We start from the raw sequence: 19043 nt of genomic DNA, 5'->3' as shown, positions 1-19043 counted from the left end.
TCGATGTTTTCAGGCTTACCTTTCAGGCGCAGGGAGAACGTTGCCGCCACTACGCCGTTGGTACCGGAAGACCAGGTGTGCTGGCGGATTTCAGCCAGGAACTTAAAGCCTTTGCCGGACGGGAAAATGACCTGGAAAGCGTAGGTCGTATCGTTGTCATACGCATCACGCAAGGCGTCCTGCGCCGGATTCTTGTAGAAGTTGCCGGACAGAGAGATTTCTGACGGAGAAGGCAGGCCGTTGATGTTCTCCTGCTCGGTAGAGCAAAGTGTTGTTACGTCGATATCCTGCTTCTGACCACCGGTGAACTGAATTTCTTTGATGGTGCAACTCAGATCGAGGAAGGTTGCGGTATCCATCGTTTCTTTGGTGGCTGGCAGGGAGGAAATAAGGATCTTCGTCAGCTGCGATTTTTCATAAAGTGCAGACATAGCTGTCTCCTGGAAAAAGAAAACCCGCCATCAGGCGGGTTCGTTGGGTGAATTAATCGTCAGGTGGTAACTTTAAAATCCAGGGTGGCACGGTAGAGCCGATAATCCGGCTCGTACCCGGGGATTTTTACCACCTCTGTAGGGTTTAACGGCTCAAGCGAAGCGAGCGCCAAATCTCTCAGGGATCGTGATTCAGCGATCGAAGTGGAATACACATCGACCTGAACGGAAACCCTGCTCTCTGCCTGGCCACACAGCACGTCAGCGGAAACATCATCGACGATGGAAAAGATAATCCAGGGTGGAGAGACAGAAGGTTTCCCGTCACTACCTAATGGCGCAACATAGGGATATACCCGTCCTTCTGCCAGGGGAGAAAGCAAGGCGTAGATATTATCTTCATTCACTTGCTCAATACCTCATCAATAGCCTGATTCATCCTGGCAATGGCGACGCTGGCGGCCTCTTCCTCGCGCGTATCGTAAGCGGGTCGCACAAAAGGATGCGCAGGCATGTTCGCAGTGCCAAGCTCCACAAAGCGCCAGTAAAAGGCGTTTCTCGGGTTATTCGCCTTCATCGTGTTATCGCTGTTGCCGGTGCGCGGGTTAACGCCACGAATATGGACGCCGGAAGAAATCTCCCCGCGGCGGCGGCTTTTTTGGGTCACCACCACCACGTTTTTTTTCAGTTTTCCGGTGCGTACCGGTGCACGTGCGATCACTTCTTCCTTAAGCACTTCCGCACCGGCGCGCGTGGCATCACGAAGAACCTTATTGTTTTCAGCGCGGCTAAGCGCCTCCAGATCCTTTGCGATGTCATTCAGGCCGGAAAAATCGAGGCTCGTCTCAATCATTTTTCGATCCCCTGCTTACAAAGAATTTCGAGCTGAATGCCGCGAGAATCAGGTATCGGCGGACCAATGATATTTAAAATGACACCCTTGAACGGGCCAGTCACAACCCTGAGTCTTGACGCAGCAGTTATATCGTTACGAAATCGAGTCCATACCCTGATAGTGGCTACAGCCGTTTCTGCACCTGCCGCTACAAGCTCACGCCCGCTGATACCTTTAACTTCTGCCCATGTAGTCGCGCCGTCATGCCATGTTTCAACAGGCTGACCAGAAGGGTCTCTGGATGTTGTGATGTTCTGAATTACCACCCTGTCTCTCAGTCTTCCGGCCTGCATACCCCCTCCTACAATCCATAAATACGGTATGGCTGCAATAGCGCTTCCACAGCAAAAGGTACGGCTGAAGTTATGTTCCCGATGTTTACCGCTTCCCTGTTTGCATACCAGTGACCGATAAGCAGTAGCATGGCTGCCTTCACATCATCATTGAGCAGTATCGGGTCCGGGTCGTCAGCGTAGCCAGGGCTGCTTTCCTTTTCATAGAGCGTTCGGCGTGTCCATGTCTGGACGTACCGGGCCGCCGCACCTGTGTAAATCTCCAGCAGAGCATCATCACCCGTAAAGTCGGTATCAATACGGCAATGCTGTTTCACCACATTCTGATCAAGCATTTGTTTGCCCCGAAAAAAAGCGGCCCGAAGGCCGCAATAGTTATCAGCTACCCGCGCCGGTGCTGAATGAACCGTAAACGAACGCCTCAGGGCGTTTCACAGCCAGCGCCAGACGTTCTTCGCAGCGAATGGAGATCATGTTTTTCTCGAAGTCGTCGGCGTTTTCGGTGGAGATAACCACGTTGGCATCTTCACGATCGAACAGTTGAGCTGCGGCATTGAATGCGCCTGTCAGGAATTTGCCCTGGAAAGCTGCTGCCTCAGTTGCTACCACCGGAAGCCCCCAAAGCGTAGGGCCAGTCAGAGATGCCGGGTTAGCCAGGATATAGCGGCCCAGACTGTCTTTCGTGAGCTCAATTTTCGCCCAGTCGATGAAGTGCAGAACGTGGCCAGATGCAGGGAAACGAGCCAGTTGAGCCTGAAGCATTGCCAGGCGCAGATCATCAATCCCGTTCTGGCTCTCAACAGAAAATGCCGGGTCGAATGCTGAGGCCTGAGGAACGATGCCGTGCAGGTGCACACCAGTTCCGTCGCCGAACAAGATTTCCTGTTCCTCAACATATTTCAGGCCGTAACGCATCTCAGCGTCAACCGTAGACTGGAGTTGAGCGAAATCGTCAAGGATCTGCTTGGATGCCTTAAACATGTGCGCGATGGTTGTCACCGGCGTGATTTTAGTTGCGAATTCAATATCGCTGTAAGGTTTGGCAGTCCCCTCTGCAACGACTTTCGCTGCATTGGTAAAGCCCGTTTGCTGCACCCAGAAAATAGCCGGTGAAGATGTGCGGCCAGGCGCAATCAGATCACGAATGAAGAGACGCTGTTTTGGTGCAGTGTCGATGCCAGGCAGTCGCTGTGGTTCAACCACGCCATCTGCAACATCTGTAGAAAGCAAGGCCGCGTGAACTGGGACGCTTACGCGCTTATTGCCTTCAACGCTCGCGGCAAAGGCCTTCAGCGCCTCGCTATTAATCACCACCTGTCCAACAGTTTCGGTAACTTTAGCAGCGTTGTTCAATGGCATTTGGGCAACATGCTGTTCCAGCTCACCAAGGCTGGCCTTAAGGGTTTTTTCAGCTTCCTTAAGAGCGTTGAGCTCTGTCGCCATTTTATCTACAACATCTTTGGTCTGAGCTGAGAGCTGACCATTCTTTTTCGCTTCGGTCAGTGCCTCTTCTGCTTTCGCGTTGAATTTGCTGGTTGCATCTTCAATGCTGGCAGTGACTTTTTTCAGAATTTCGTTTACTTCAGACATAAATGGTCCTTATTTGACTAACGCCGCAAGAGCGTTTTCAAGTGAATTGAGGGTTTCAGGTTTGATATCTTCGGCAGCGCCCGGCGTACCGTCGTTGGTGGTGACAGCGCCAGGCATGCCACCGGATAAGGCTTTAATGAGTTTTCTGCGCTCAGAGCGCGGGGTGTTGGTTTTAGCCAGCAGCGCATCAAGTTTGCGAAGCGCGGCCGCAGGTGATTCATCGCCATCACTGACCGCATCAGCAGAAAGCAGGCTGTCTGCCAGTCCCTTCGCCACAGCGTCACTGCCACCGATATAACTCTCGGCATCCATCAGTTTCTGAACAGATGCCATATCAAGGCCGGAACGCGCCGCGTAGATGTCTGCCATAGCGTTATCGAAGGGCTCCAGAGACTGTGCCAGTTCCGCAAAGTCATGGCGGTTACCCATCGCGTAGACCCAGCAGTTGTGGATCATCATGAAGGCACCACGACCGATCTGAATATCATCCCCGGCCATCGCAATGACCGAGGCGGCGCTGGCGGCAATACCGAGCACCTTCACCGTCACACGGCCTTCGTATTCACGCAGAAGGTTGTAGATTGCCAGGCCTTCAAACATGTCACCGCCAGGGGAGTTGATATTGACCGTGACGTCGGCGCCATTCATCGCCCGTAGCGCACCGGCGATACGTTTGGCTGTTACGCCTTCACCCCAGTAGTCCTGCCCGATCACATCAAAAACAGAAATACTGTTGTCGTCGGTGGCCGCAGCTTTGATCCCGCCGTCCCAGCGGTCCAGTGCGGACGGTAATGTTTCACAGGTAACGCGCGCGCAGGGGCGACCCGCCGGTGCTACCGGAAGTTGTTTTTTGCTCATCAGGAAAGTGCTCCTAAGCGGCCTGTTTCAGCGGAGATTGTTCAAAGGAAATGTCAGGGAATATGTGGTTATGCAGCTCTCTCAGGGCCAGAGCCTGAACAGCAGGATTGCTGCTTTCGAGATTTTTCAGTTGCGTCAGGTTGAGCTGAACGGTGTAAATGTCACCCCCTTCAATCGGTGGCATATTTTCAAGACGGCGCACGTCATTACGGGACATCCACCCATTCTGGAGCGCACTGGTATAGTACGCAGCACGGCCCGCGCTGTCGGCGCGCAGCAGTCCTTCTACGGAGAACTCCGCGAAAACCTCATCATCGCTGTCCAGCAGGCACCGTCCAATTTCCTGTTCGATGTTCACCAGCAGGGGTCGCAGGGTGTGCGTCAGGAACTGGAGGTTCATGCCCTCCAGACTGGATGCCCAGCTACTTTGCTTCGTGGTGTGACCGACCATGAAAGGCGGAACGCGAAACCAGCGGCAGATCTCCTCAATGCTAAAGGCGCGGCTTTCGAGCATCTGAGCATCTTCCGGGTTCATGGTTACGCCCTGGTACGTCAAGCCTCCCTCAAGCACCATGATTTTCCCGGCGTTTTTTGAGCCTGTAAACGCCGCCATGTAACCGCGAAGTTTTTCACGTTGAGTATCATCCAGAGCTTTATCAGAAGAGAGAAACCCTGAACTTTGCAGGCCCTGTTCGAATATCTTCGCCGCGGACTCTTCAACCGCCATTGCAGAACCGATCACATCCCGGCCTGTTTTCATCGGCATCATGCCGCAAACACCGTCAAGACCGAACCCGCGAATGTGCATGATGTTTTTGACGGGAATGACGCGCTCGTTACCGTTTTCAGTGTATTTGTATTCCAGCGCCCCGGTCGTGAGACGTTTAACCACCATGTTCTGCGGCAGCAAAGGCACCAGCGAAACCAGGCGGTTTGCGATGAATTTCTTCTCAATGAAGGCGTTCCCGCGCAGGCAAATACTGGCGACCACCATCAACATAAAGCGTGATGGTGTCATTTCTGAATTGGGTCGGCGGCACAGTATCGAATAGGCCGGATGATCGGTTGCCGCTTTACGCGAACCGTCAGGCTGTCGAACGTATATTTTCAGCGGAAGTGTTGAAATAGACTCGCTTAACAGCCTTACGCATGCCCATACAGCCGATAGCTGGATGGCCTTATCGGCCGTTACCACCTTTCCGCTGCTGCTGGTACCAAACCATTCCTCCCAGAACGTGCCGGTAGTCAGGCTGATAGGCACACCAAGCCAGTTAAGCAGAGCACTTTTAACCCTGCCTGGCCGTTTGTTTTTTTTCATCAGAAACCTACCATGATGGGATTATTGAAGAATCCGGAGAGATCCTGCTGGTCGTTGCCACCGTTAACCAGAACGCGGCTCATTGCTGTGAACAAGGCCGCAGGGCCATCAATCTTGGCCTCAGGTGTAGACTTATTCGGGAATATGTTCTCGTTCCGGTCCGGTTTGACGGTTACGTTGGACATCATCCAGTTCATCACCGGGTGATCGCTGTGATGGAAGCGGCCACCGTATACCAGCGCTTCGACCTCTTTCATCGCCTCAGAGAAATTGCGAACCGTCTGCGGCACTTCCACCAGCGGCAACCCTTCTTCTGCCAGCGCAAGGCTGAACTGCGTCGCACTCCACGGGTCAAAGCCGATTTCTTTCAGGCTCTCGCCAGCAACCCACAGCTGTAGCTCTTCCTTAATCTGAGCATGGTCGATTACATCCCCGTCGGTAAGGATCAGCTTGTCCATCCCGGCCCACTTACGATAGAGCTCTGCCATCTGGCGTGAACATTTCTCAAGGCGTCCTTCCGGTAGCCAGAATTTGAAATCCGCATGAACGTGGCCATCTGGCGCGCGCCAGACTTTCGCGGCCGCACAGATATCAATTTTGTTTGACAGGTCAACGCCCACCCAGGAGGGATAGGTTTTAAGTTCGTGCTGCGGGGCGATAAACTCGCATTTCTCCCATTTCATCATGTCCATCCAGGCTGACTCAGCGGTAACCCAGATATTCATGTGCTTGGTGAAAAAGTTAATTCTGGCCGAAACCTGCTCTTTCGCCTTTTTAGCCAGGCGGCGCAGGTCATCCCAGCGCTTACAGATACCCAGCCCCGGATTCGCCTTCTGCCAGACTTTTTCATCAAAGGGATCGTCACCTTCATCTAAGGTGTAGATGATGGCAAAAAACGTATCGTCTTTTACCAGCCCACGCAGCACCTTGATGGCGTAATCACGCAATTCGTAGCAGATGCCTTCTTTGTTGAAACCGGCGGTGGTGATACCGAAAAGCAGCGATTGCAGACGTGCGCCGGTTGCCGTCTCCAGAACGTCCCAGACGTCACGGGTTTTGTGAGCATGCAGCTCGTCGACGATGGCACAGTGGATGTTCAGGCCGTCAAGGTTGTTCGCATCTGATGATAAAGGCTCGAATTTGGAGGCCGTTTGCTCCTGGTAGATAGCGAGCTTGTTGAATTCGAAGATCCGCCCAAGAGTGGCTTTCGCCTTCTTGACCATATTCTTCGCGTCTTCAAAAACAATGCGTGCCTGGTCACGGGTGGTTGCAGCGGAATAAACCTCCGCACCGCCCTCGCCGTCGGCACCAGCCATATAAAGCCCCACGCCGGAGCAAAGCGTTGATTTGGCATTTTTACGGGCCACCTCAACATCTGCTGTACGGAAGCGCCGAACCATTACTGGACGACCGCTGCCGTCGTTACGCAAAACGGTTTCTCCCGTTTCCTCGTTAACCAGCGGGATCACGAAACCAAAAATATTAATCAGGATGAAAACGTGCCAGTCCATCAGCTCAATAGGCTGCCCTGCCAGTGCGCCTTTTACGTGAGGTACAAAATTATAGAAATTCAGAATGTGCTGCGCGCGCGGTTCACTGAAGAAAATACCGCGCTCTTCGCCGTGTGCCAGATCGTCAAGAAAACGCTGACAGGCAAGGCGCACATACTCACAGGCAATAATTTCCCCCGCCACTACCCTCTCGGCGTAGCGGATGCCTTCTGCAACCTTAGCCATTAATCCCTCGCATTCATAAACTCGGTCAGCGGATCAACCGCATCAGGACCTTTGGCATTAACCTTAGAACGGCTGGCTGGCGTCATGCCAAACTCACCGAGCATGGCGCGCAGACGTTTCCAGGCATCAGCTTTCATGATGGCCGCCGGGTGAGCCTTTATCAGCACATCCCCGCTCTGCGTTTCGGTCCGGTAGGTGTAGCCCTCAACTTCAAGCGTGTCGCAGTGATGCCGGTATTCGGTATAAGCCTCAACAAGCAGCTCAAGGGCTCTGGCGTCCAGCTGAGACATCACACCGATAGCATCAAGCTCGTCGGCCATCCGTTTAAACCAGTATTTCCCCTGCTTATCGAAATGCTTCGGCGTTGGGGGTACCCCTGAAGGGGGTTTTGGTTCGTTCTCATTGATCGGGCGCTTTGATGGGTTACCCCTCACCAAACGTAGATGGGTCGGGGTTTTCGGTGGTCCAGACATAATCGAAAACTCCTATTAATCATCGAATGGGGGACCCCTAAAAAAAGTTTTCTAACCTGCGGCGATGTGAAAAGAGGTTAGGCGGCGGTCCTTTGGCGCGTCTTTCCTGAACTTTCAACCCGCCCTCCCCCTTTCTCATTTCAAATGAGAACTGATGTCATTTGAGTCTCTCGACCGCTGTCTTCGCTCTGTGGCAGGGCTTGCAGAGGCTTTCGAGGTTGGACAGGTCATCGGTACCCCCATTTGCTTTGGCGATGATGTGGTCCACCGTCTCAGCGGGTGTATACCTTCCATTTCGCAGGCATTCCTGACAAAGGTGTTTATCTCTGTCGAGAACGATTGGGCGCAGCCTGTCCCACTTACTGCCATAGCCGCGCTGATGTCGGCTCTGTCCCCGCTGATGCTGCTGCCAGCCTTCGTTAAGGTGCCTGGGACAATAGCCTGAGCGGTCAGTGGTCGTGCCTGGGCAGCCACGCTTGCGGCATGCTCTTGGTATTAACGCAGGCATCAGGCTAACCTCCACGCCCGGCGGCGTTCTGATCGTGGCGATGAGTCAGGGTGACGTTCAACAGGCTCACAATCAGCATGATCCACCAGCGAGTAACACGGATAAACTACAGCGCCGCCATAGGCATCTCCAACGGCATAATCGGCAGGCTTGCTGCTGTCCCATCGAGAAAGGACTCGTTCAATATGCTGAGGAGGTACGCTATAACAAACGCCGTGTATCAGCCGCGGCAGTGTGATGTAGTCAGCCTGAGTTTTATCAGCGACTATCAGTCGTTCAGCTATTTGCATTTGATATTGAGGTGGTCGACCAGTACCCAGGTAAAAACTCACCAGCGATTCTGGGAAGCGATTAAGCCAGCTCGTGACTGAAGTGAAGAACAAGCCCACTGGCATCGCATCATCTTCAACAACAACTACCCGGCAGGTTTGTTCTGATGCCCATTCAAGCGCGCGTCGGTGATTCCAGTTCGCGCCGTGGTCACCTTCATCGATAAGCAGGTGTGCGCCAATACTCATGGCCAACGCTTCAGCCTGTTGCCGCCTGGCGTGATGGCCAACAACGCAGAACTTAATATCTGTCAGCATCATTATGGGTAAACACCTTATTCCGGGCTCGTCGTGCAACCTCAGCGGCTTCATGCTTGCAGTCAAAGTAACCAAGGTGATGACGGGTACCATGCTCTTTATAGTGAGCACACCATTTCTTCATATCCCGATTCCAAGTAACGCCACGAAATCCTGACGCAGAGGAGTGACGGTGCCTGTTTTCAGCGTTTTGCTTTGGTGTTGCTATTCGAAGATGTTTTGGGTTTACGCAAAGAGTGTTATGGCAGGTATGGTCAATCAAATATCCGTCTGGGATAGGTCCGTTGCAAAGTTCCCATGAAGCTCTGTGTGCAAGAATCATCTTTCCAGGCCCGCCAGCAGTAACTCCAGCTTTCAAATGCCCGTAAAATAAATACTTTCCACCGCCTATAGGACTCTTTCTCTTAGCCGCATTCCAGATCCAGCATTCATCTGGAGAAGCAACAACGACCTTTTCCCAGAATCTTTCACTGAAAGTTCTGGTCTTTTTCATATCAGCCTATTTGTGTTTAAACCAGGCGCATTCTTTGCCAATACCATCAGTCTTAAAAACTGTGTGGATGCGCGGGCCGGTGACAATGCGATCGCCAAAAGACTTAGCGACAATGCCAAAAGCGATCATATCCCCCACTGCGGCGCCAGCCTGTTCTTTCTTCCAGAAACGATAACTTTCGATCCGGTAGTAAAGACGGATGATGCCGTGAGCGAACGCCATCACATCAGCGCGGGTACCACCCAGCAGCCCAGCGTTAAGCATCACATCGTTGCGGTGCGCTTCGATAAACTCCTGATAGATGCGCTCCGGATGATTCTGCTTTGCCCAAGTGTCGGCGTAGGTCTTTGGTTCTGAACCGACATACACCTTTCCGGCTTCCATTTCTTCCCACGGCGCGCGAAGCATTTCGACATCTGTACCATCGGTACACCAGACGAACCGGTATTCAGGGTGATCTCGCAGGTGCTGCCAGATGTGCAACCAGCGACGAAAGTAGACATTCATCTTCACGTCAGGAACGCGGTATAACTCGACGTCTTCCGGGGCTGCATGCAGCTCATCCACCAGCGCTATGCGGCCACAATTCCGAAGTGATGAGGCCCATTTAGCCAGCATGCCAGGCGAGGCCGCCATTTTTGTGCCGCGCTGCGGGTCGGGCTGACTGGTGAGCAGCGTTGTGATAACCACGTCGCGCTGCTGGCGGTATTCAACATAACCAGTAAACCCGGAATCACGCCGTTCGTTATGGATCTTCACGTTACGTTCCACCAGCGCCTGTCGGTCGGGACGCGGTACCGAACGCTCTACGGATTCATGCTCATCGAGAGAATGAATCAGCTTTTCTGAACCGACCACATCACCGTAAGCCCACGTAGTCAGTCCTGCGTTATGGATGCGCAAGGCGAGATCGCTGTGCTCGTACATGCCGCGACCGTATACCGGATCGAAACCGCCAACCTTCTCGATAGCGCTGCGGTGGTAATACAGCATCACGCCGCGCTGCCCGGTGTAAGCGATGTGCTTATCATCCCGGTACAGGACCGCCATATCCTTCAGCTTATTCACCCCTGCCAGATCGAGAAACTGGTAAGCAAGGTGCGGTTCGGGTGATTCGATGTATGGCAAGTGCCAGTTATCAGCGATGGCATACGCATCGTCATCCCATAAAAAAAGATGCTCGCATCCGGCATCCATCAGGGCTGACAGGCTGGCGTTCTTTGAAGCAACAATGCCGAGTGATTCATCATGGCGACGCAGCTGCACGCCGTCAGCCACTACTGCTGCAGGTTTTGAACCATCATCGATAACAACCACCAGCGCACCGGCTGGCAGATGCTTTTGGTGCTGCTCAATGGCGCGCTTTAAAACGTCTGGCCGGTTGTGGGTAGTAATGGCTATGCCGATCCGTGACGCTGAAGCGCAGGCAGGCACAAACGGGACGCCATCAATAGTGACCTGCATAATTTCTCCATCGGGGTTATTGACGCTGGATGATTACTCGCCCGTAAAACGATTGCCGCTTTACTTCGCCGTTCTCTGCCGTCATGTAACCGCGATTATCCAGCACGGCAGCAATCACCTCGCCTTTTTCATCATCAGCAGTGAATACGTGCTTAACTTCAACGCCATCGATATAGACTTTATATCGTTCCCGAGCGAGATTAATTTTCCGCCCCGGATCGTCATCCAATACGGTGATACGCATACAACCTCCCGTCAGATTCCACGCGACCGTGCATTCCAGAGGATACCGCCTGGCTTGAGCGCATTGCGAAGAGCATCGTTCACCGCTTCGTGCATCGCCTGTTGCAAGCCAACTACTGAAGCTGTTTGCGCATCAATCTTTGCCTGGAGGGCTGCGAACAAATCGCTTTCACGCACAGCATCAATGACGGCCTGCTTCGTTTCATCGCCAAGCATAATCTTCGTCTTCGCGCTTGTTGCGACGGCGTTCTCGATTATGGATGAAGCGGCTTCATGCACCGTATAGCGATCAGCCATAAACTCAACGTTGCTCTGGCCATCGTCAACATCGAGTGCCATGCCAGCTTCGTGCTGCTTACCCTTGTCGGTGACGCTCACGTTCAATTTCACGTTATAACCCGTAGACAATACGCCATCACCGATCAGCGCCTTATGGATGTAGGCTTGCCCTGATTTATCGACAAACCAGCCCCATTTAAAGTCTTCAATTGGGCAGTAGCTATTGATGCCGTCTCTTGGCTCATCTATAGGGCAGCCGATATAACCACCAGCGGGAACACCAAAGCGAGTATTTGCCAGATGCTTAATGGCAAACTCCTGCCCTTCAGCAGTCAGGAACGTGAAGAAGTTTTTCTCATGATATTTTGTAGCGGTATGGCGACTTTCAGCAAACCCCAGTTCTCGAAGCTCAGCTGCGCCAGATTTAGATGGCAGATCTCCGCCAGTCAACGCACCACGAAAAAACAGTGCATAAAGAACATCCGTCGCAGCGCCGGACAACGTAATGATTTTCTGACCCATGATTTATTTCCTTTTAGAAAGCAGCTCTGTCACTGGTTCCGTGATTTTCGTGATATTGCAACTGCATTTCGGCAGCCTTTCTTGCTTTTACTGCTTCACTGAAATCATCGAAGTAACCAATATGCTTTACCTTTCCAGAGTCGTTTATCTTTGCTCTCCACTTTCTGCGTGCTTTATACCAGCCGACCCCGGGGACACCTGTTTTATTTGTGGAGTAAAGGCGTAAATTCTTGTTATTTACTGCCGCAGTTACTGATCGCAAGTTGTGTATGCGGTTATCACTCCTATCGCCTGAAATGTGGTCAATCTCATGCTCAGGCCAATAGCCATAATGTAACGCCCAGGCGACACGGTGAGATTTATATGTCCGACCATCTATCCCGATCCGCAAATACCCATCATCAGAAAGCGAGCCTGCTATCTTTCCGGCAAAATTGGCATTAGTTGCCCGCCAGGAATTATCTGTCTTGAAATGAGATTTGGGTCGCTGCCTCCAGCGGATGACGCCAGACTCTGGTGTGTATTCCAGCGCTTCTTTCAGATATTCGATAGAAATATCATTCATCGGAGCTACCTTTTAGTGATGAACCTTGTCGCACAGGAGATCCGGCCCTCAGAAGGCTCCGACGCCAGCCGGTTCCTCAAGGGTCATCCTGAAAGGTTCTGAGTAGAATGTGCGCGTGCGATGCGCAGAGATGTTATTACCAGGAACTTTCGTATGTGATATTCGTCAGCTCATCTGACAATTCGCTAATGGAGTAAGCGATAGCCATCTTCTGTTCCCTGTTGAACGAAGACCATAGATGACGCAAAGATTCGCTAAGATGATATTGCCAGTGCCCGTCACCGCTTAGATCTTCCCAGCCATCAGGCAGAAGACAGAGCCCACGACCATAAAGCTCCTCTTCCGGGGTAAGGGGGGGGCGAGCGGCTGCCGTATTTACTGAGCCATCACCCCAATTGCCGACAACTATTTTCCCGCCACCAGCCATATTGACTGTCATCCCAACCTCACTGATCTCAATTGTTCCGCCCATGGGTTACCTCTCTGTATACTGGTGTAGAGTGCTCATCTGCCCACGAGCACTGGCACAATCAACAAAGGAATGATTTATGAATAAGAAAATTTTCGATGAAATGGTTCTGCTTAATGAGCAAACATGGGAAAGGCTATCTTCGATAATGCAAAGCGAAGACGACATAGGTGTCGTCTTGCGCCTTCACCTGGTAACCGAGAAAATTATTGAAGCGTGGTGCTGTGCGGCATCAAACAACGTTAATTTTTTTGATGGTTTCGGCGAAAACTTAACTATGTCATACGCGGCAAAACTCAAGCTCGCTACAAATTTTGGTTTGAATGAGTTTTCCTACCAGGAGCTTAAAGTCGTAAACAAAATCAGAAATGCACGCTCACATCAAATTGATAATTCAGAAATTACCAATGAAGAGATAAATAAATTAATCACACTCATAAGCAAGGGCGATCAAAGAGAGCTAATTGAAAACCCCAAATTTGGCATCCTGATTGGTGACAAAGGAATACATCTCAATGACGAAGGGATTTCAAATCGTGAAAAGTTCATTGCCTCTATAGCTGCGGTAATTCTCAGGATTGCCAAGCAAGTTAACGACGGCGATAAATTTATAAAATTACTCTAACCGTCCATTTTACAGCAGGCATTCATTGAGTGCCTGCTGTAATGCCTAGTCTTCCAGTTGCAATACGCCGTGCTCTTCTGAACCTGAATAGGCGACCAGACCCGTGTATTCCGGGATAACCTCGCCATCATCGGCTTCAAAAGCCGGAATTGTTGCGTGGGCGATCGTATACGCCGCTTGACCTTCTGATTCTGCAAACTCAGCGAGCGATTTAATTTGTTCAGCTGTAAGCACTATCGGAGTCATTTTTTATCCTCAGTCCATATAGAAATCGTCATTAAGTCGACGACGGTTAGCGCTGCTGGCGTTGTGCGGGCAGGCGTTAGAATTGTGACCGTTGGCGCCGCAGTAGCTACAGCGCAGATTCACCCGGCGAGCGTTGCCGCTCCATGTATGCGGGCAAATCTCACGGGTGTGTAAACCCGAACCGCAGAAGGTGCATCGCGTATAACTCATGGGCTCACCTTCTGGCAGTTTTTCTGCCACGCTTTGTTATGCGCCAGGATGTCTTTCTTCGTCTGGCGGTCCATAACGTCAATGTCATGATCGGTCAGGTAGATTGGCTTTACCCAATCACAGGCGGTATCAACCACCACCGGGACGCTTCCACGTGTCACGCAGCTCGCGATCAACATCGTCATCAGGCATATGGTTAACAGTCTGCTGTACATTGCTGGCCTCTTTCGTTGTCTCTAACCGGCGTTCTGCTGCTGCGACTGTGGCCGCTGCGTTTTCTTCGGTGCGCTGCTTATCTGCTTTCGCTTCAGCTTTGCTGGCGCCGCGTAGATGGCCCAGGCCAAAAGCCCCAGCAATAGCAGCAAATACTGCTACAACGAGTCCGGTGATCATCTCAAGCGTCATATAACCACCCGTTCCTTTACCCAGCCATAAACAAATGTCTCGTTCGCGCTGCGCTGTTCTGCCAGCTCAAGATAACGCTGGCCCTGGCTACAGTTCAGTGCGCGAAGCAATACGATTTCCCCTTCGCCGCCTCGTTTCTCCAGGAAGGACTTTAGCGCGCTGATGCTACGTGGGCCGATCTGCCCGTCGGCGATCAGATCCGGATAGAGCTGCTGCTGGTTATTGAAAACGTTCAGCCAGCGCTGGAACCATTTAACCTGCACCGATGGCCCCATGTTCACACCGGTATCGCAAAGTTCGGCGGCAATAGAAGGGGATACTTCTGCCACCTGGTCAAAGCGCGGTCCATACCAGTAATCAGACTCAAGGATCGCCAGAGCCTGGTCACGTGTAAGGTTTCGCATATCACCGGTATAACCATGCGCTCGGGCAGTTGCCTGAGTAATTCCCCAGTTCGTTGGTCCGCCCTTATCATTCGGGTGATCAACATAACCGCCCTCTTTGCCGAGGATGGTGTTAAAGATATCGTCTTTGGTCATGGCTATTCCGTAATGACGACCTTCGCCAGGTTCCCGCGAGCCAGCCACACCGCCATGCAGATGACGGAGTTAAGCAGCAGATCGCCGAGGTTAACCTGTACGTAGTGGCCGAGCAGAATGTTGAAGGCGTTGAATCCGGCGGCAAGGATGACCAGATAGGCCAGTACCGCGACACTCAGGCGATGACGCTTTCCCTCCTTCCGGAAAAACATCAGCCTGACCATGATTAACAGGCAAACTATGGCGTTTGCATCCATAAGAAGAAGCTGCCATGTCATTTATCTTCCTCCCCCAGCCCCGGCATCTTCCCGCTTTTGGATTTGCGGAGAATACGCAGCAGGACTGCCACGGAAATGGAAGCAGTGACAATTGCACCGACAGCTGGCGATACCTCAATGCTGGCCGGTGGCTTCATCAGGCTTAACGGCGTGTTGATGATTCCGGCCATGATTTTCGCCATGGGTACGGAGAAGAACACACCACTGATAAACGATATCAGCGCAAAGATAGCCTGCTTCCAGAGTTGATGGGGATCTGAGGTCAGAACGTATAGCGCAGTTCCGGCGAGTGATCCGAGCATCACTGCTGGAGTCGCCTCCGGAAACAGCGTGGCAAAGGTTACACCGACTGATGACGATGTAAGACCAACGCCTACGATAGTGAAGGTCTCAGACATATTTATTCCGTGTGTAGTTGGTTCAGGCCCTCGGGACGATTTAACAAGTAGGCGTGTCGATGATGGTTCCCGGAGCCTGAAAATAAAAAAGCCAGCGACAGGCTGGCAATGTGAGGGTAAGGCAATGCCGGCTCTCTGGCCGAAGGGTCCCAGGTAGTGGGTTCTGTGTGTGGCGATCGGACTCGAACCGATACTCGGGACCGGCATCAGCATCATGCCTAACCCGCTGGAGTGATCCAGTTGATGCGTTACTCTACCCATTCAACCCGCAAGCGGTAATTGAGTTACACCACAACGGAAAGGGCGCTCGGTGCATTTAAGCCAAGCCCCATAAGGGAGAGCGCCCTTTCCTGTTGTACGCTGCGTTTCGTGGAGCAGACGCCGCCGGAATTGCACCGGCAGAATCATCACATGGTATATGGCTCGCCTGGCTGGATTCGAACCAGCGACCAACCGCTTAGAAGGCGGTTGCTCTTTCCTCTGAGCTACAGGCAAATTGGTGCCGGGCAAAGGAATCGAACCTCTGACGCGCAGCTTACAAGGCTGCCGTTCTGCCACTGAACTAGACCGGCGAATTTGGAGCATCTGGCGGGGATCGAACCCGCATCTTCTGGTTGGAAGCCAGACGTAATTCCCAAACTACGACAGATGCAGAATTGGCGGGACAGGAATGATTCGAACCTTCGACCATTCGGTTAACAGCCGAACGCACAACCGCTGTGCTTCTGACCCTGAAATAAAAAACCCGCAACGTGGCGGGCTTTTCGAAGTTAATTATCTACAGGCGTTATACTCCATAATCAGAAGCATACAGGACAGTTGTATGCAAAGTCAACACTAACGTGCAAAAAAGTGTCGCCATTTGCTCCGATCATATTAATAAGTTGTTGCCTTCTCAAATTCTACTGCCGCGTGACGCTCCCCCTGGCGCAGCGTGTCCACCAGCATTTCATAAAAGGGTTTCCAGTTGCGTGACCATGAGGACTGATGGAGCTCCGGGAGACGCTTCAGAATGGCACGGTGTACCGTCGCCGAGGAGATGGCAGAGAAGCCATTACCAGAGCAACGTTCACACGTTTTGAAAACCGGTGCGCCACGTTCTTTGGTCGCTTTGCGATCCAGCACTTCACCTTTACCGCCGCATCTGCACCGCGCAAGGATCACTTTCTTTCCTCCGCATGTTCCGCAAACCCTATTCACCAGCTCATTTTTAATCTTCGGGGCAACTACTTCAGCACCGTCGGCGTCGAAAATACCAGGATGTTTAACCACATCCTCATTCCTGGAGATAAACCCGGTACCACTGCAACTGTGACACGTCACGCTGGTAGCCGCTGAACGTGAGTAATCAGCAAAGGCAAATTGTGCCAACATCTGCATACACCATCCGAACTGGCCACCAGCTGCTTTGCGAACATTCTTCGGTGCGACATCCATCGCATATCGCGCCAGCGCCTGAACTGCGAGCTGTTCATCCGTTTTGCTGATTCCCGCTTTACCGAAGAACGCCGCCAGGCCGAAGCGCGCACGGCTGCTGGTGGTGCCAATCGCCGCCATAACATCAGTGCCGGTGAGGCGATCCGGAGAGGTTCCTTTCACGTCGTCGCTGATGTGCATACCCTGAGGGCTAAAGTGTTTTAGTGATGCTTCAAGTTCCATATCTCAAACCCTCGTTACGTTGCTGGCTTCCCACTCGAGATCAAGCTCGCTTTGCGGCTTACCGACCAGGTAGTTAAATGGTTTTTTCTCGCCTTCCAGGAACTGGTGAGAGCGAGAGTCGAAATTAGCTCCGATGTCACCGATCCACCCTTCGCCTTCTCGTTGCTTCAACAAACGAATCATTGAGGCGGGGAGATTGATCGCGGCCTGTTCGTCTTTGTCGAGGCTCTCATAACCCATACGATCCGCTTTTCTCTGCGCCAGCTCACGGGGAATGTTGCGCCAGACGGCCATAACGTTGTCGGGCATGTCGGTTAAGGCGCCAGTGCCTTTTACGTCCATCTTTCCTGTTGGAGCGGAGTCGTTTGTTTTTCTGGCGTGGGTAACCAGCAGGACGTGACAGTTATGCTCGTTCTTGAAGTCGCACAGCGTATCGATGAAGTCCTTCTGACCTGTGTAGTCTTCTTCGTCTAAGCCACATTTAGCCAGGTTATCTATGACGAACAGCTCAATGCCATAGCGACGCCGGGCATAGGCAAAAATCTCAAGAAGCCGGTCTGCTTTGGCAGTTCCGGTAAGTTTGAATACCCAAAGGCGGTCAGAAAACCATTCGTTGGTCATAATGATTTCTTCACGTTTCGGTGAGGAAGTGCAGATGGTTTGCCGCGTGAGTCGGGCAAGCATTTTGCCTGGTTTAAGCTCCAGAGAAGCAATACACGTCCTGACGCCCTGACTCATCGCATCAATCGCGATATGTCCAACGAGCTCTGTTTTTCCATGCCCATTAACGCCATTAACGAGGGTCAGTTCACCGGCACGGAACTTAAAGTTGTTGTTCAGCGAAGCCCATGGGCTTGTAAACAGACCGGTATCCCGATGTTCGAATGCCTCGATAGTTTCCTGAAGCAAGTCCCCTGCTGAGCAAAGCTCATCGGGATCGAAGAATTTGGCGCGCTCCATGTATTCCAGAATGGAGTCGCTGTCCATGCCGTTCATCAGGCAATCGTTGATATCTTTGTGGGGAAGTTCAACCATGCGGCAACGATGTTCCCCAAGACGTCTGGCGATTTCTTTTGCAGCTTCACGGCCTACATTGTCGTTGTCCAGGCACAGCCAAATTTCCTGGAAGCGATCGAGGTTATGGTATTCATATTCAATCCACTGCTGTTTGGCCCCTTTGCCACCGCCAAAGGGAACAGACAGGGCATCATAGCCAAGCTGCGTAAAGGTCATGCAATCAATCTCACCTTCGCACAGAACTACCAGGCGGGTGTTTTTATCCAGAGCCTGCCAGCCAAACAGACATGGTTCGCAATCAGCTTCAGCCATAATCAGTTTTTTGCCGTTTGGCCTTTCGGTTCCAATACGTTTTACCTGTAGCAGTTCACCATTCCGGATGTACGGGAATGCCACTGCTGGTACCTCGCGGCTTTCGTCGTGATACCAGACCACCGCGTCTGTTACCTTAAAGCGATCGGCTGTTTCACGGGTAATTCCACGTGAAGCAAGGTAGTCATAGCATTTGCTGGCCGATTTAACGCCCTTTTTCGTCGGACGAGAGAACAGTTTTTTCTTCGCTTCGAAGTGGTGGTCGTCATCTTTCAGGCCAAGAAACTCTTTCGCCTCTCGCATTGCATCATGCAGCTGGCAGTTACGAACCAACACCCAGAGATCCAGCAGGTCACCGCTGTCACCGCTGGCAAAGTCAGCCCATGATTTTTTACCGCCGATATTGACCTTGAGGCTTTTGCCTGAGTCACCGTTCGTATTGCCAGCACACCACTCCTTCCCCTCCAGATGTCCTTTCGGAAGGAGAAACTTAGCGACGCGTTCAGCGTTATCCCATAGTTTTTCTGATAGTTCAGCTGGGCTCATAACTCACAAACTCCGTAAATCGAATTTAACAAAAAACCATCTCACAAATCCCTCGCACAGAACGCCGTGGTTATATCCGGCCAC

Annotated in this window: 26 protein-coding genes, 4 tRNA genes and 2 pseudogenes; 1 reads left to right on the top strand and 31 read right to left on the bottom strand. The window is 52.1% G+C overall.

All coding sequences use genetic code 11. The features are described from left to right. Positions 1-11 precede the first annotated feature (11 nt). The 18 genes and pseudogenes from OOJ60_RS22350 to OOJ60_RS22265 all read right to left on the bottom strand — a co-directional run. Positions 12-431 (bottom strand): annotated as a pseudogene (locus OOJ60_RS22350) (phage tail tube protein); the annotation flags it as partial. A gap of 59 nt (positions 432-490) precedes the next feature. Beyond that, positions 491-838, bottom strand: coding sequence for a tail completion protein gp17 (gene gp17, locus OOJ60_RS22345; RefSeq protein ID WP_205613247.1), 348 nt, complete (start codon positions 836-838; stop codon positions 491-493). Further along, the gene (locus OOJ60_RS22340) at positions 835-1284 is read right to left on the bottom strand and encodes an HK97-gp10 family putative phage morphogenesis protein (protein WP_006809157.1); all 450 of its coding nucleotides are present in this window, start codon (positions 1282-1284) and stop codon (positions 835-837) included. Before OOJ60_RS22340 ends, gp17 begins: the two co-directional genes overlap by 4 nt. Beyond that, complete coding sequence (locus OOJ60_RS22335) at positions 1281-1619, bottom strand: phage head closure protein (RefSeq protein ID WP_022648888.1); 339 nt, start codon at positions 1617-1619, stop codon at positions 1281-1283. Before OOJ60_RS22335 ends, OOJ60_RS22340 begins: the two co-directional genes overlap by 4 nt. An 8-nt stretch (positions 1620-1627) precedes the next feature. Continuing rightward, positions 1628-1954 (bottom strand): head-tail connector protein, encoded by a 327-nt coding sequence (locus OOJ60_RS22330; protein WP_022650848.1) that lies wholly within the window; start codon positions 1952-1954, stop codon positions 1628-1630. Between the two features lie 43 nt (positions 1955-1997). After that, positions 1998-3209: a phage major capsid protein gene (locus OOJ60_RS22325; protein WP_023296252.1), complete on the bottom strand. Its 1212-nt coding sequence runs from the start codon at positions 3207-3209 to the stop codon at positions 1998-2000. Positions 3210-3218: 9 nt separating this feature from the next. Further along, positions 3219-4067 carry a head maturation protease, ClpP-related gene (locus tag OOJ60_RS22320; RefSeq protein ID WP_205613246.1) on the bottom strand — a complete coding sequence of 283 codons (849 nt, stop codon included), beginning with the start codon at positions 4065-4067 and terminating at the stop codon, positions 3219-3221. A gap of 13 nt (positions 4068-4080) precedes the next feature. Beyond that, on the bottom strand, positions 4081-5385 hold the full coding sequence (locus OOJ60_RS22315) for a phage portal protein (RefSeq protein ID WP_032104390.1): 1305 nt from the start codon (positions 5383-5385) through the stop codon (positions 4081-4083). Further along, the gene (locus OOJ60_RS22310; RefSeq protein WP_016063095.1) at positions 5385-7121 is read right to left on the bottom strand and encodes a terminase large subunit; all 1737 of its coding nucleotides are present in this window, start codon (positions 7119-7121) and stop codon (positions 5385-5387) included. The genes OOJ60_RS22315 and OOJ60_RS22310 overlap by 1 nt, the downstream gene beginning before the upstream one ends. Continuing rightward, the gene (locus OOJ60_RS22305) at positions 7121-7594 is read right to left on the bottom strand and encodes a phage terminase small subunit P27 family (protein WP_058679251.1); all 474 of its coding nucleotides are present in this window, start codon (positions 7592-7594) and stop codon (positions 7121-7123) included. Before OOJ60_RS22305 ends, OOJ60_RS22310 begins: the two co-directional genes overlap by 1 nt. 157 nt (positions 7595-7751) lie before the next feature. After that, a complete protein-coding gene (locus OOJ60_RS22300) occupies positions 7752-8090 on the bottom strand; it encodes an HNH endonuclease (protein ID WP_233470921.1) in 339 nt (112 codons plus the stop codon). Continuing rightward, positions 8044-8692 (bottom strand): annotated as a pseudogene (locus OOJ60_RS22295) (hypothetical protein). The gene OOJ60_RS22300 and the pseudogene OOJ60_RS22295 overlap by 47 nt, the downstream one beginning before the upstream one ends. Further along, positions 8673-9182, bottom strand: a complete 510-nt coding sequence (locus tag OOJ60_RS22290) for an HNH endonuclease signature motif containing protein (protein ID WP_071925305.1) — start codon at positions 9180-9182, stop codon at positions 8673-8675. Before OOJ60_RS22290 ends, OOJ60_RS22295 begins: the two are co-directional and overlap by 20 nt. A 6-nt stretch (positions 9183-9188) precedes the next feature. Then, complete coding sequence (locus OOJ60_RS22285; protein ID WP_205613244.1) at positions 9189-10646, bottom strand: glycosyltransferase family 2 protein; 1458 nt, start codon at positions 10644-10646, stop codon at positions 9189-9191. 16 nt (positions 10647-10662) lie between these two features. Continuing rightward, positions 10663-10890, bottom strand: coding sequence for a hypothetical protein (locus OOJ60_RS22280; RefSeq protein WP_032667396.1), 228 nt, complete (start codon positions 10888-10890; stop codon positions 10663-10665). Between the two features lie 11 nt (positions 10891-10901). Then, the gene (locus OOJ60_RS22275; RefSeq protein ID WP_233470920.1) at positions 10902-11690 is read right to left on the bottom strand and encodes a phage tail tip fiber protein; all 789 of its coding nucleotides are present in this window, start codon (positions 11688-11690) and stop codon (positions 10902-10904) included. A 13-nt stretch (positions 11691-11703) separates the two neighbouring features. Beyond that, positions 11704-12255, bottom strand: a complete 552-nt coding sequence (locus OOJ60_RS22270; protein ID WP_111970382.1) for an HNH endonuclease signature motif containing protein — start codon at positions 12253-12255, stop codon at positions 11704-11706. A 136-nt stretch (positions 12256-12391) separates the two neighbouring features. Further along, positions 12392-12727 carry a hypothetical protein gene (locus tag OOJ60_RS22265; protein WP_060569847.1) on the bottom strand — a complete coding sequence of 112 codons (336 nt, stop codon included), beginning with the start codon at positions 12725-12727 and terminating at the stop codon, positions 12392-12394. A 76-nt stretch (positions 12728-12803) separates the two neighbouring features. Here OOJ60_RS22265 and OOJ60_RS22260 point away from each other — a divergent pair, with 76 nt between their 5' ends. Next, on the top strand, positions 12804-13349 hold the full coding sequence (locus OOJ60_RS22260) for a hypothetical protein (protein WP_032636956.1): 546 nt from the start codon (positions 12804-12806) through the stop codon (positions 13347-13349). A gap of 45 nt (positions 13350-13394) precedes the next feature. On the opposite strand, the gene OOJ60_RS22255 is transcribed toward OOJ60_RS22260, so the two are convergent. From OOJ60_RS22255 to OOJ60_RS22195, 13 genes are all read right to left on the bottom strand, one after another. Further along, the gene (locus tag OOJ60_RS22255) at positions 13395-13595 is read right to left on the bottom strand and encodes a hypothetical protein (protein WP_060569846.1); all 201 of its coding nucleotides are present in this window, start codon (positions 13593-13595) and stop codon (positions 13395-13397) included. 9 nt (positions 13596-13604) lie between these two features. Next, positions 13605-13805, bottom strand: coding sequence for a hypothetical protein (locus tag OOJ60_RS22250; protein WP_060569845.1), 201 nt, complete (start codon positions 13803-13805; stop codon positions 13605-13607). Then, a complete protein-coding gene (locus OOJ60_RS22245) occupies positions 13802-13945 on the bottom strand; it encodes a hypothetical protein (RefSeq protein ID WP_233470919.1) in 144 nt (47 codons plus the stop codon). The genes OOJ60_RS22250 and OOJ60_RS22245 overlap by 4 nt, the downstream gene beginning before the upstream one ends. Next, entirely contained in the window at positions 13935-14210 is a 276-nt protein-coding gene (locus tag OOJ60_RS22240) for a hypothetical protein (RefSeq protein WP_205613242.1), read from the bottom strand. The genes OOJ60_RS22245 and OOJ60_RS22240 overlap by 11 nt, the downstream gene beginning before the upstream one ends. Next, entirely contained in the window at positions 14207-14749 is a 543-nt protein-coding gene (locus OOJ60_RS22235; RefSeq protein ID WP_205613241.1) for a glycoside hydrolase family 108 protein, read from the bottom strand. Before OOJ60_RS22235 ends, OOJ60_RS22240 begins: the two co-directional genes overlap by 4 nt. 2 nt (positions 14750-14751) lie before the next feature. Then, a complete protein-coding gene (locus tag OOJ60_RS22230) occupies positions 14752-15027 on the bottom strand; it encodes a phage holin family protein (RefSeq protein WP_001514184.1) in 276 nt (91 codons plus the stop codon). After that, positions 15024-15425: a putative holin gene (locus OOJ60_RS22225; RefSeq protein ID WP_001514183.1), complete on the bottom strand. Its 402-nt coding sequence runs from the start codon at positions 15423-15425 to the stop codon at positions 15024-15026. The genes OOJ60_RS22230 and OOJ60_RS22225 overlap by 4 nt, the downstream gene beginning before the upstream one ends. 419 nt (positions 15426-15844) lie before the next feature. Then, positions 15845-15920: transfer RNA gene (locus OOJ60_RS22220), tRNA-Arg, on the bottom strand. A 2-nt stretch (positions 15921-15922) separates the two neighbouring features. Further along, a tRNA-Thr gene (locus tag OOJ60_RS22215) sits at positions 15923-15997 on the bottom strand. Positions 15998-16002: 5 nt separating this feature from the next. After that, positions 16003-16077, bottom strand: a tRNA-Gly gene (locus tag OOJ60_RS22210). A gap of 5 nt (positions 16078-16082) precedes the next feature. Continuing rightward, positions 16083-16157 (bottom strand) — tRNA-Asn (locus OOJ60_RS22205). Between the two features lie 144 nt (positions 16158-16301). Further along, on the bottom strand, positions 16302-17084 hold the full coding sequence (locus OOJ60_RS22200) for an antitermination protein (RefSeq protein WP_205613240.1): 783 nt from the start codon (positions 17082-17084) through the stop codon (positions 16302-16304). A 3-nt stretch (positions 17085-17087) separates the two neighbouring features. Beyond that, the gene (locus OOJ60_RS22195; protein ID WP_047051618.1) at positions 17088-18959 is read right to left on the bottom strand and encodes a toprim domain-containing protein; all 1872 of its coding nucleotides are present in this window, start codon (positions 18957-18959) and stop codon (positions 17088-17090) included. Positions 18960-19043: the final 84 nt, after the last annotated feature.

Origin of the sequence: Citrobacter sp. R4 (genome assembly GCF_026719175.1) — a bacterium.
Lineage (GTDB): Bacteria > Pseudomonadota > Gammaproteobacteria > Enterobacterales > Enterobacteriaceae > Citrobacter_A > Citrobacter_A sedlakii.
The sequence above is the reverse complement of the archived record's forward strand: the minus strand, read 5'-3'. Positions and strand labels throughout refer to the sequence as shown.

What these genes read in the sequence shown, in the direction of transcription:
- OOJ60_RS22290 (WP_071925305.1), bottom strand. Translation starts at nt 9,182, where the DNA reads ATGAAAAAGACCAGAACTTTCAGTGAAAGATTCTGGGAAAAGGTCGTT.
- OOJ60_RS22265 (WP_060569847.1), bottom strand. Translation starts at nt 12,727, where the DNA reads ATGGGCGGAACAATTGAGATCAGTGAGGTTGGGATGACAGTCAATATG.
- OOJ60_RS22275 (WP_233470920.1), bottom strand. Translation starts at nt 11,690, where the DNA reads ATGGGTCAGAAAATCATTACGTTGTCCGGCGCTGCGACGGATGTTCTT.
- OOJ60_RS22280 (WP_032667396.1), bottom strand. Translation starts at nt 10,890, where the DNA reads ATGCGTATCACCGTATTGGATGACGATCCGGGGCGGAAAATTAATCTC.
- OOJ60_RS22305 (WP_058679251.1), bottom strand. Translation starts at nt 7,594, where the DNA reads ATGTCTGGACCACCGAAAACCCCGACCCATCTACGTTTGGTGAGGGGT.
- OOJ60_RS22260 (WP_032636956.1), top strand. Translation starts at nt 12,804, where the DNA reads ATGAATAAGAAAATTTTCGATGAAATGGTTCTGCTTAATGAGCAAACA.
- OOJ60_RS22340 (WP_006809157.1), bottom strand. Translation starts at nt 1,284, where the DNA reads ATGATTGAGACGAGCCTCGATTTTTCCGGCCTGAATGACATCGCAAAG.
- OOJ60_RS22235 (WP_205613241.1), bottom strand. Translation starts at nt 14,749, where the DNA reads ATGACCAAAGACGATATCTTTAACACCATCCTCGGCAAAGAGGGCGGT.
- OOJ60_RS22250 (WP_060569845.1), bottom strand. Translation starts at nt 13,805, where the DNA reads ATGAGTTATACGCGATGCACCTTCTGCGGTTCGGGTTTACACACCCGT.
- OOJ60_RS22325 (WP_023296252.1), bottom strand. Translation starts at nt 3,209, where the DNA reads ATGTCTGAAGTAAACGAAATTCTGAAAAAAGTCACTGCCAGCATTGAA.
- OOJ60_RS22230 (WP_001514184.1), bottom strand. Translation starts at nt 15,027, where the DNA reads ATGACATGGCAGCTTCTTCTTATGGATGCAAACGCCATAGTTTGCCTG.
- OOJ60_RS22200 (WP_205613240.1), bottom strand. Translation starts at nt 17,084, where the DNA reads ATGGAACTTGAAGCATCACTAAAACACTTTAGCCCTCAGGGTATGCAC.
- OOJ60_RS22320 (WP_205613246.1), bottom strand. Translation starts at nt 4,067, where the DNA reads ATGAGCAAAAAACAACTTCCGGTAGCACCGGCGGGTCGCCCCTGCGCG.
- OOJ60_RS22240 (WP_205613242.1), bottom strand. Translation starts at nt 14,210, where the DNA reads ATGACGCTTGAGATGATCACCGGACTCGTTGTAGCAGTATTTGCTGCT.
- OOJ60_RS22335 (WP_022648888.1), bottom strand. Translation starts at nt 1,619, where the DNA reads ATGCAGGCCGGAAGACTGAGAGACAGGGTGGTAATTCAGAACATCACA.
- OOJ60_RS22225 (WP_001514183.1), bottom strand. Translation starts at nt 15,425, where the DNA reads ATGTCTGAGACCTTCACTATCGTAGGCGTTGGTCTTACATCGTCATCA.
- OOJ60_RS22255 (WP_060569846.1), bottom strand. Translation starts at nt 13,595, where the DNA reads ATGACTCCGATAGTGCTTACAGCTGAACAAATTAAATCGCTCGCTGAG.
- OOJ60_RS22315 (WP_032104390.1), bottom strand. Translation starts at nt 5,385, where the DNA reads ATGAAAAAAAACAAACGGCCAGGCAGGGTTAAAAGTGCTCTGCTTAAC.
- OOJ60_RS22270 (WP_111970382.1), bottom strand. Translation starts at nt 12,255, where the DNA reads ATGAATGATATTTCTATCGAATATCTGAAAGAAGCGCTGGAATACACA.
- OOJ60_RS22310 (WP_016063095.1), bottom strand. Translation starts at nt 7,121, where the DNA reads ATGGCTAAGGTTGCAGAAGGCATCCGCTACGCCGAGAGGGTAGTGGCG.
- OOJ60_RS22285 (WP_205613244.1), bottom strand. Translation starts at nt 10,646, where the DNA reads ATGCAGGTCACTATTGATGGCGTCCCGTTTGTGCCTGCCTGCGCTTCA.
- OOJ60_RS22330 (WP_022650848.1), bottom strand. Translation starts at nt 1,954, where the DNA reads ATGCTTGATCAGAATGTGGTGAAACAGCATTGCCGTATTGATACCGAC.
- OOJ60_RS22195 (WP_047051618.1), bottom strand. Translation starts at nt 18,959, where the DNA reads ATGAGCCCAGCTGAACTATCAGAAAAACTATGGGATAACGCTGAACGC.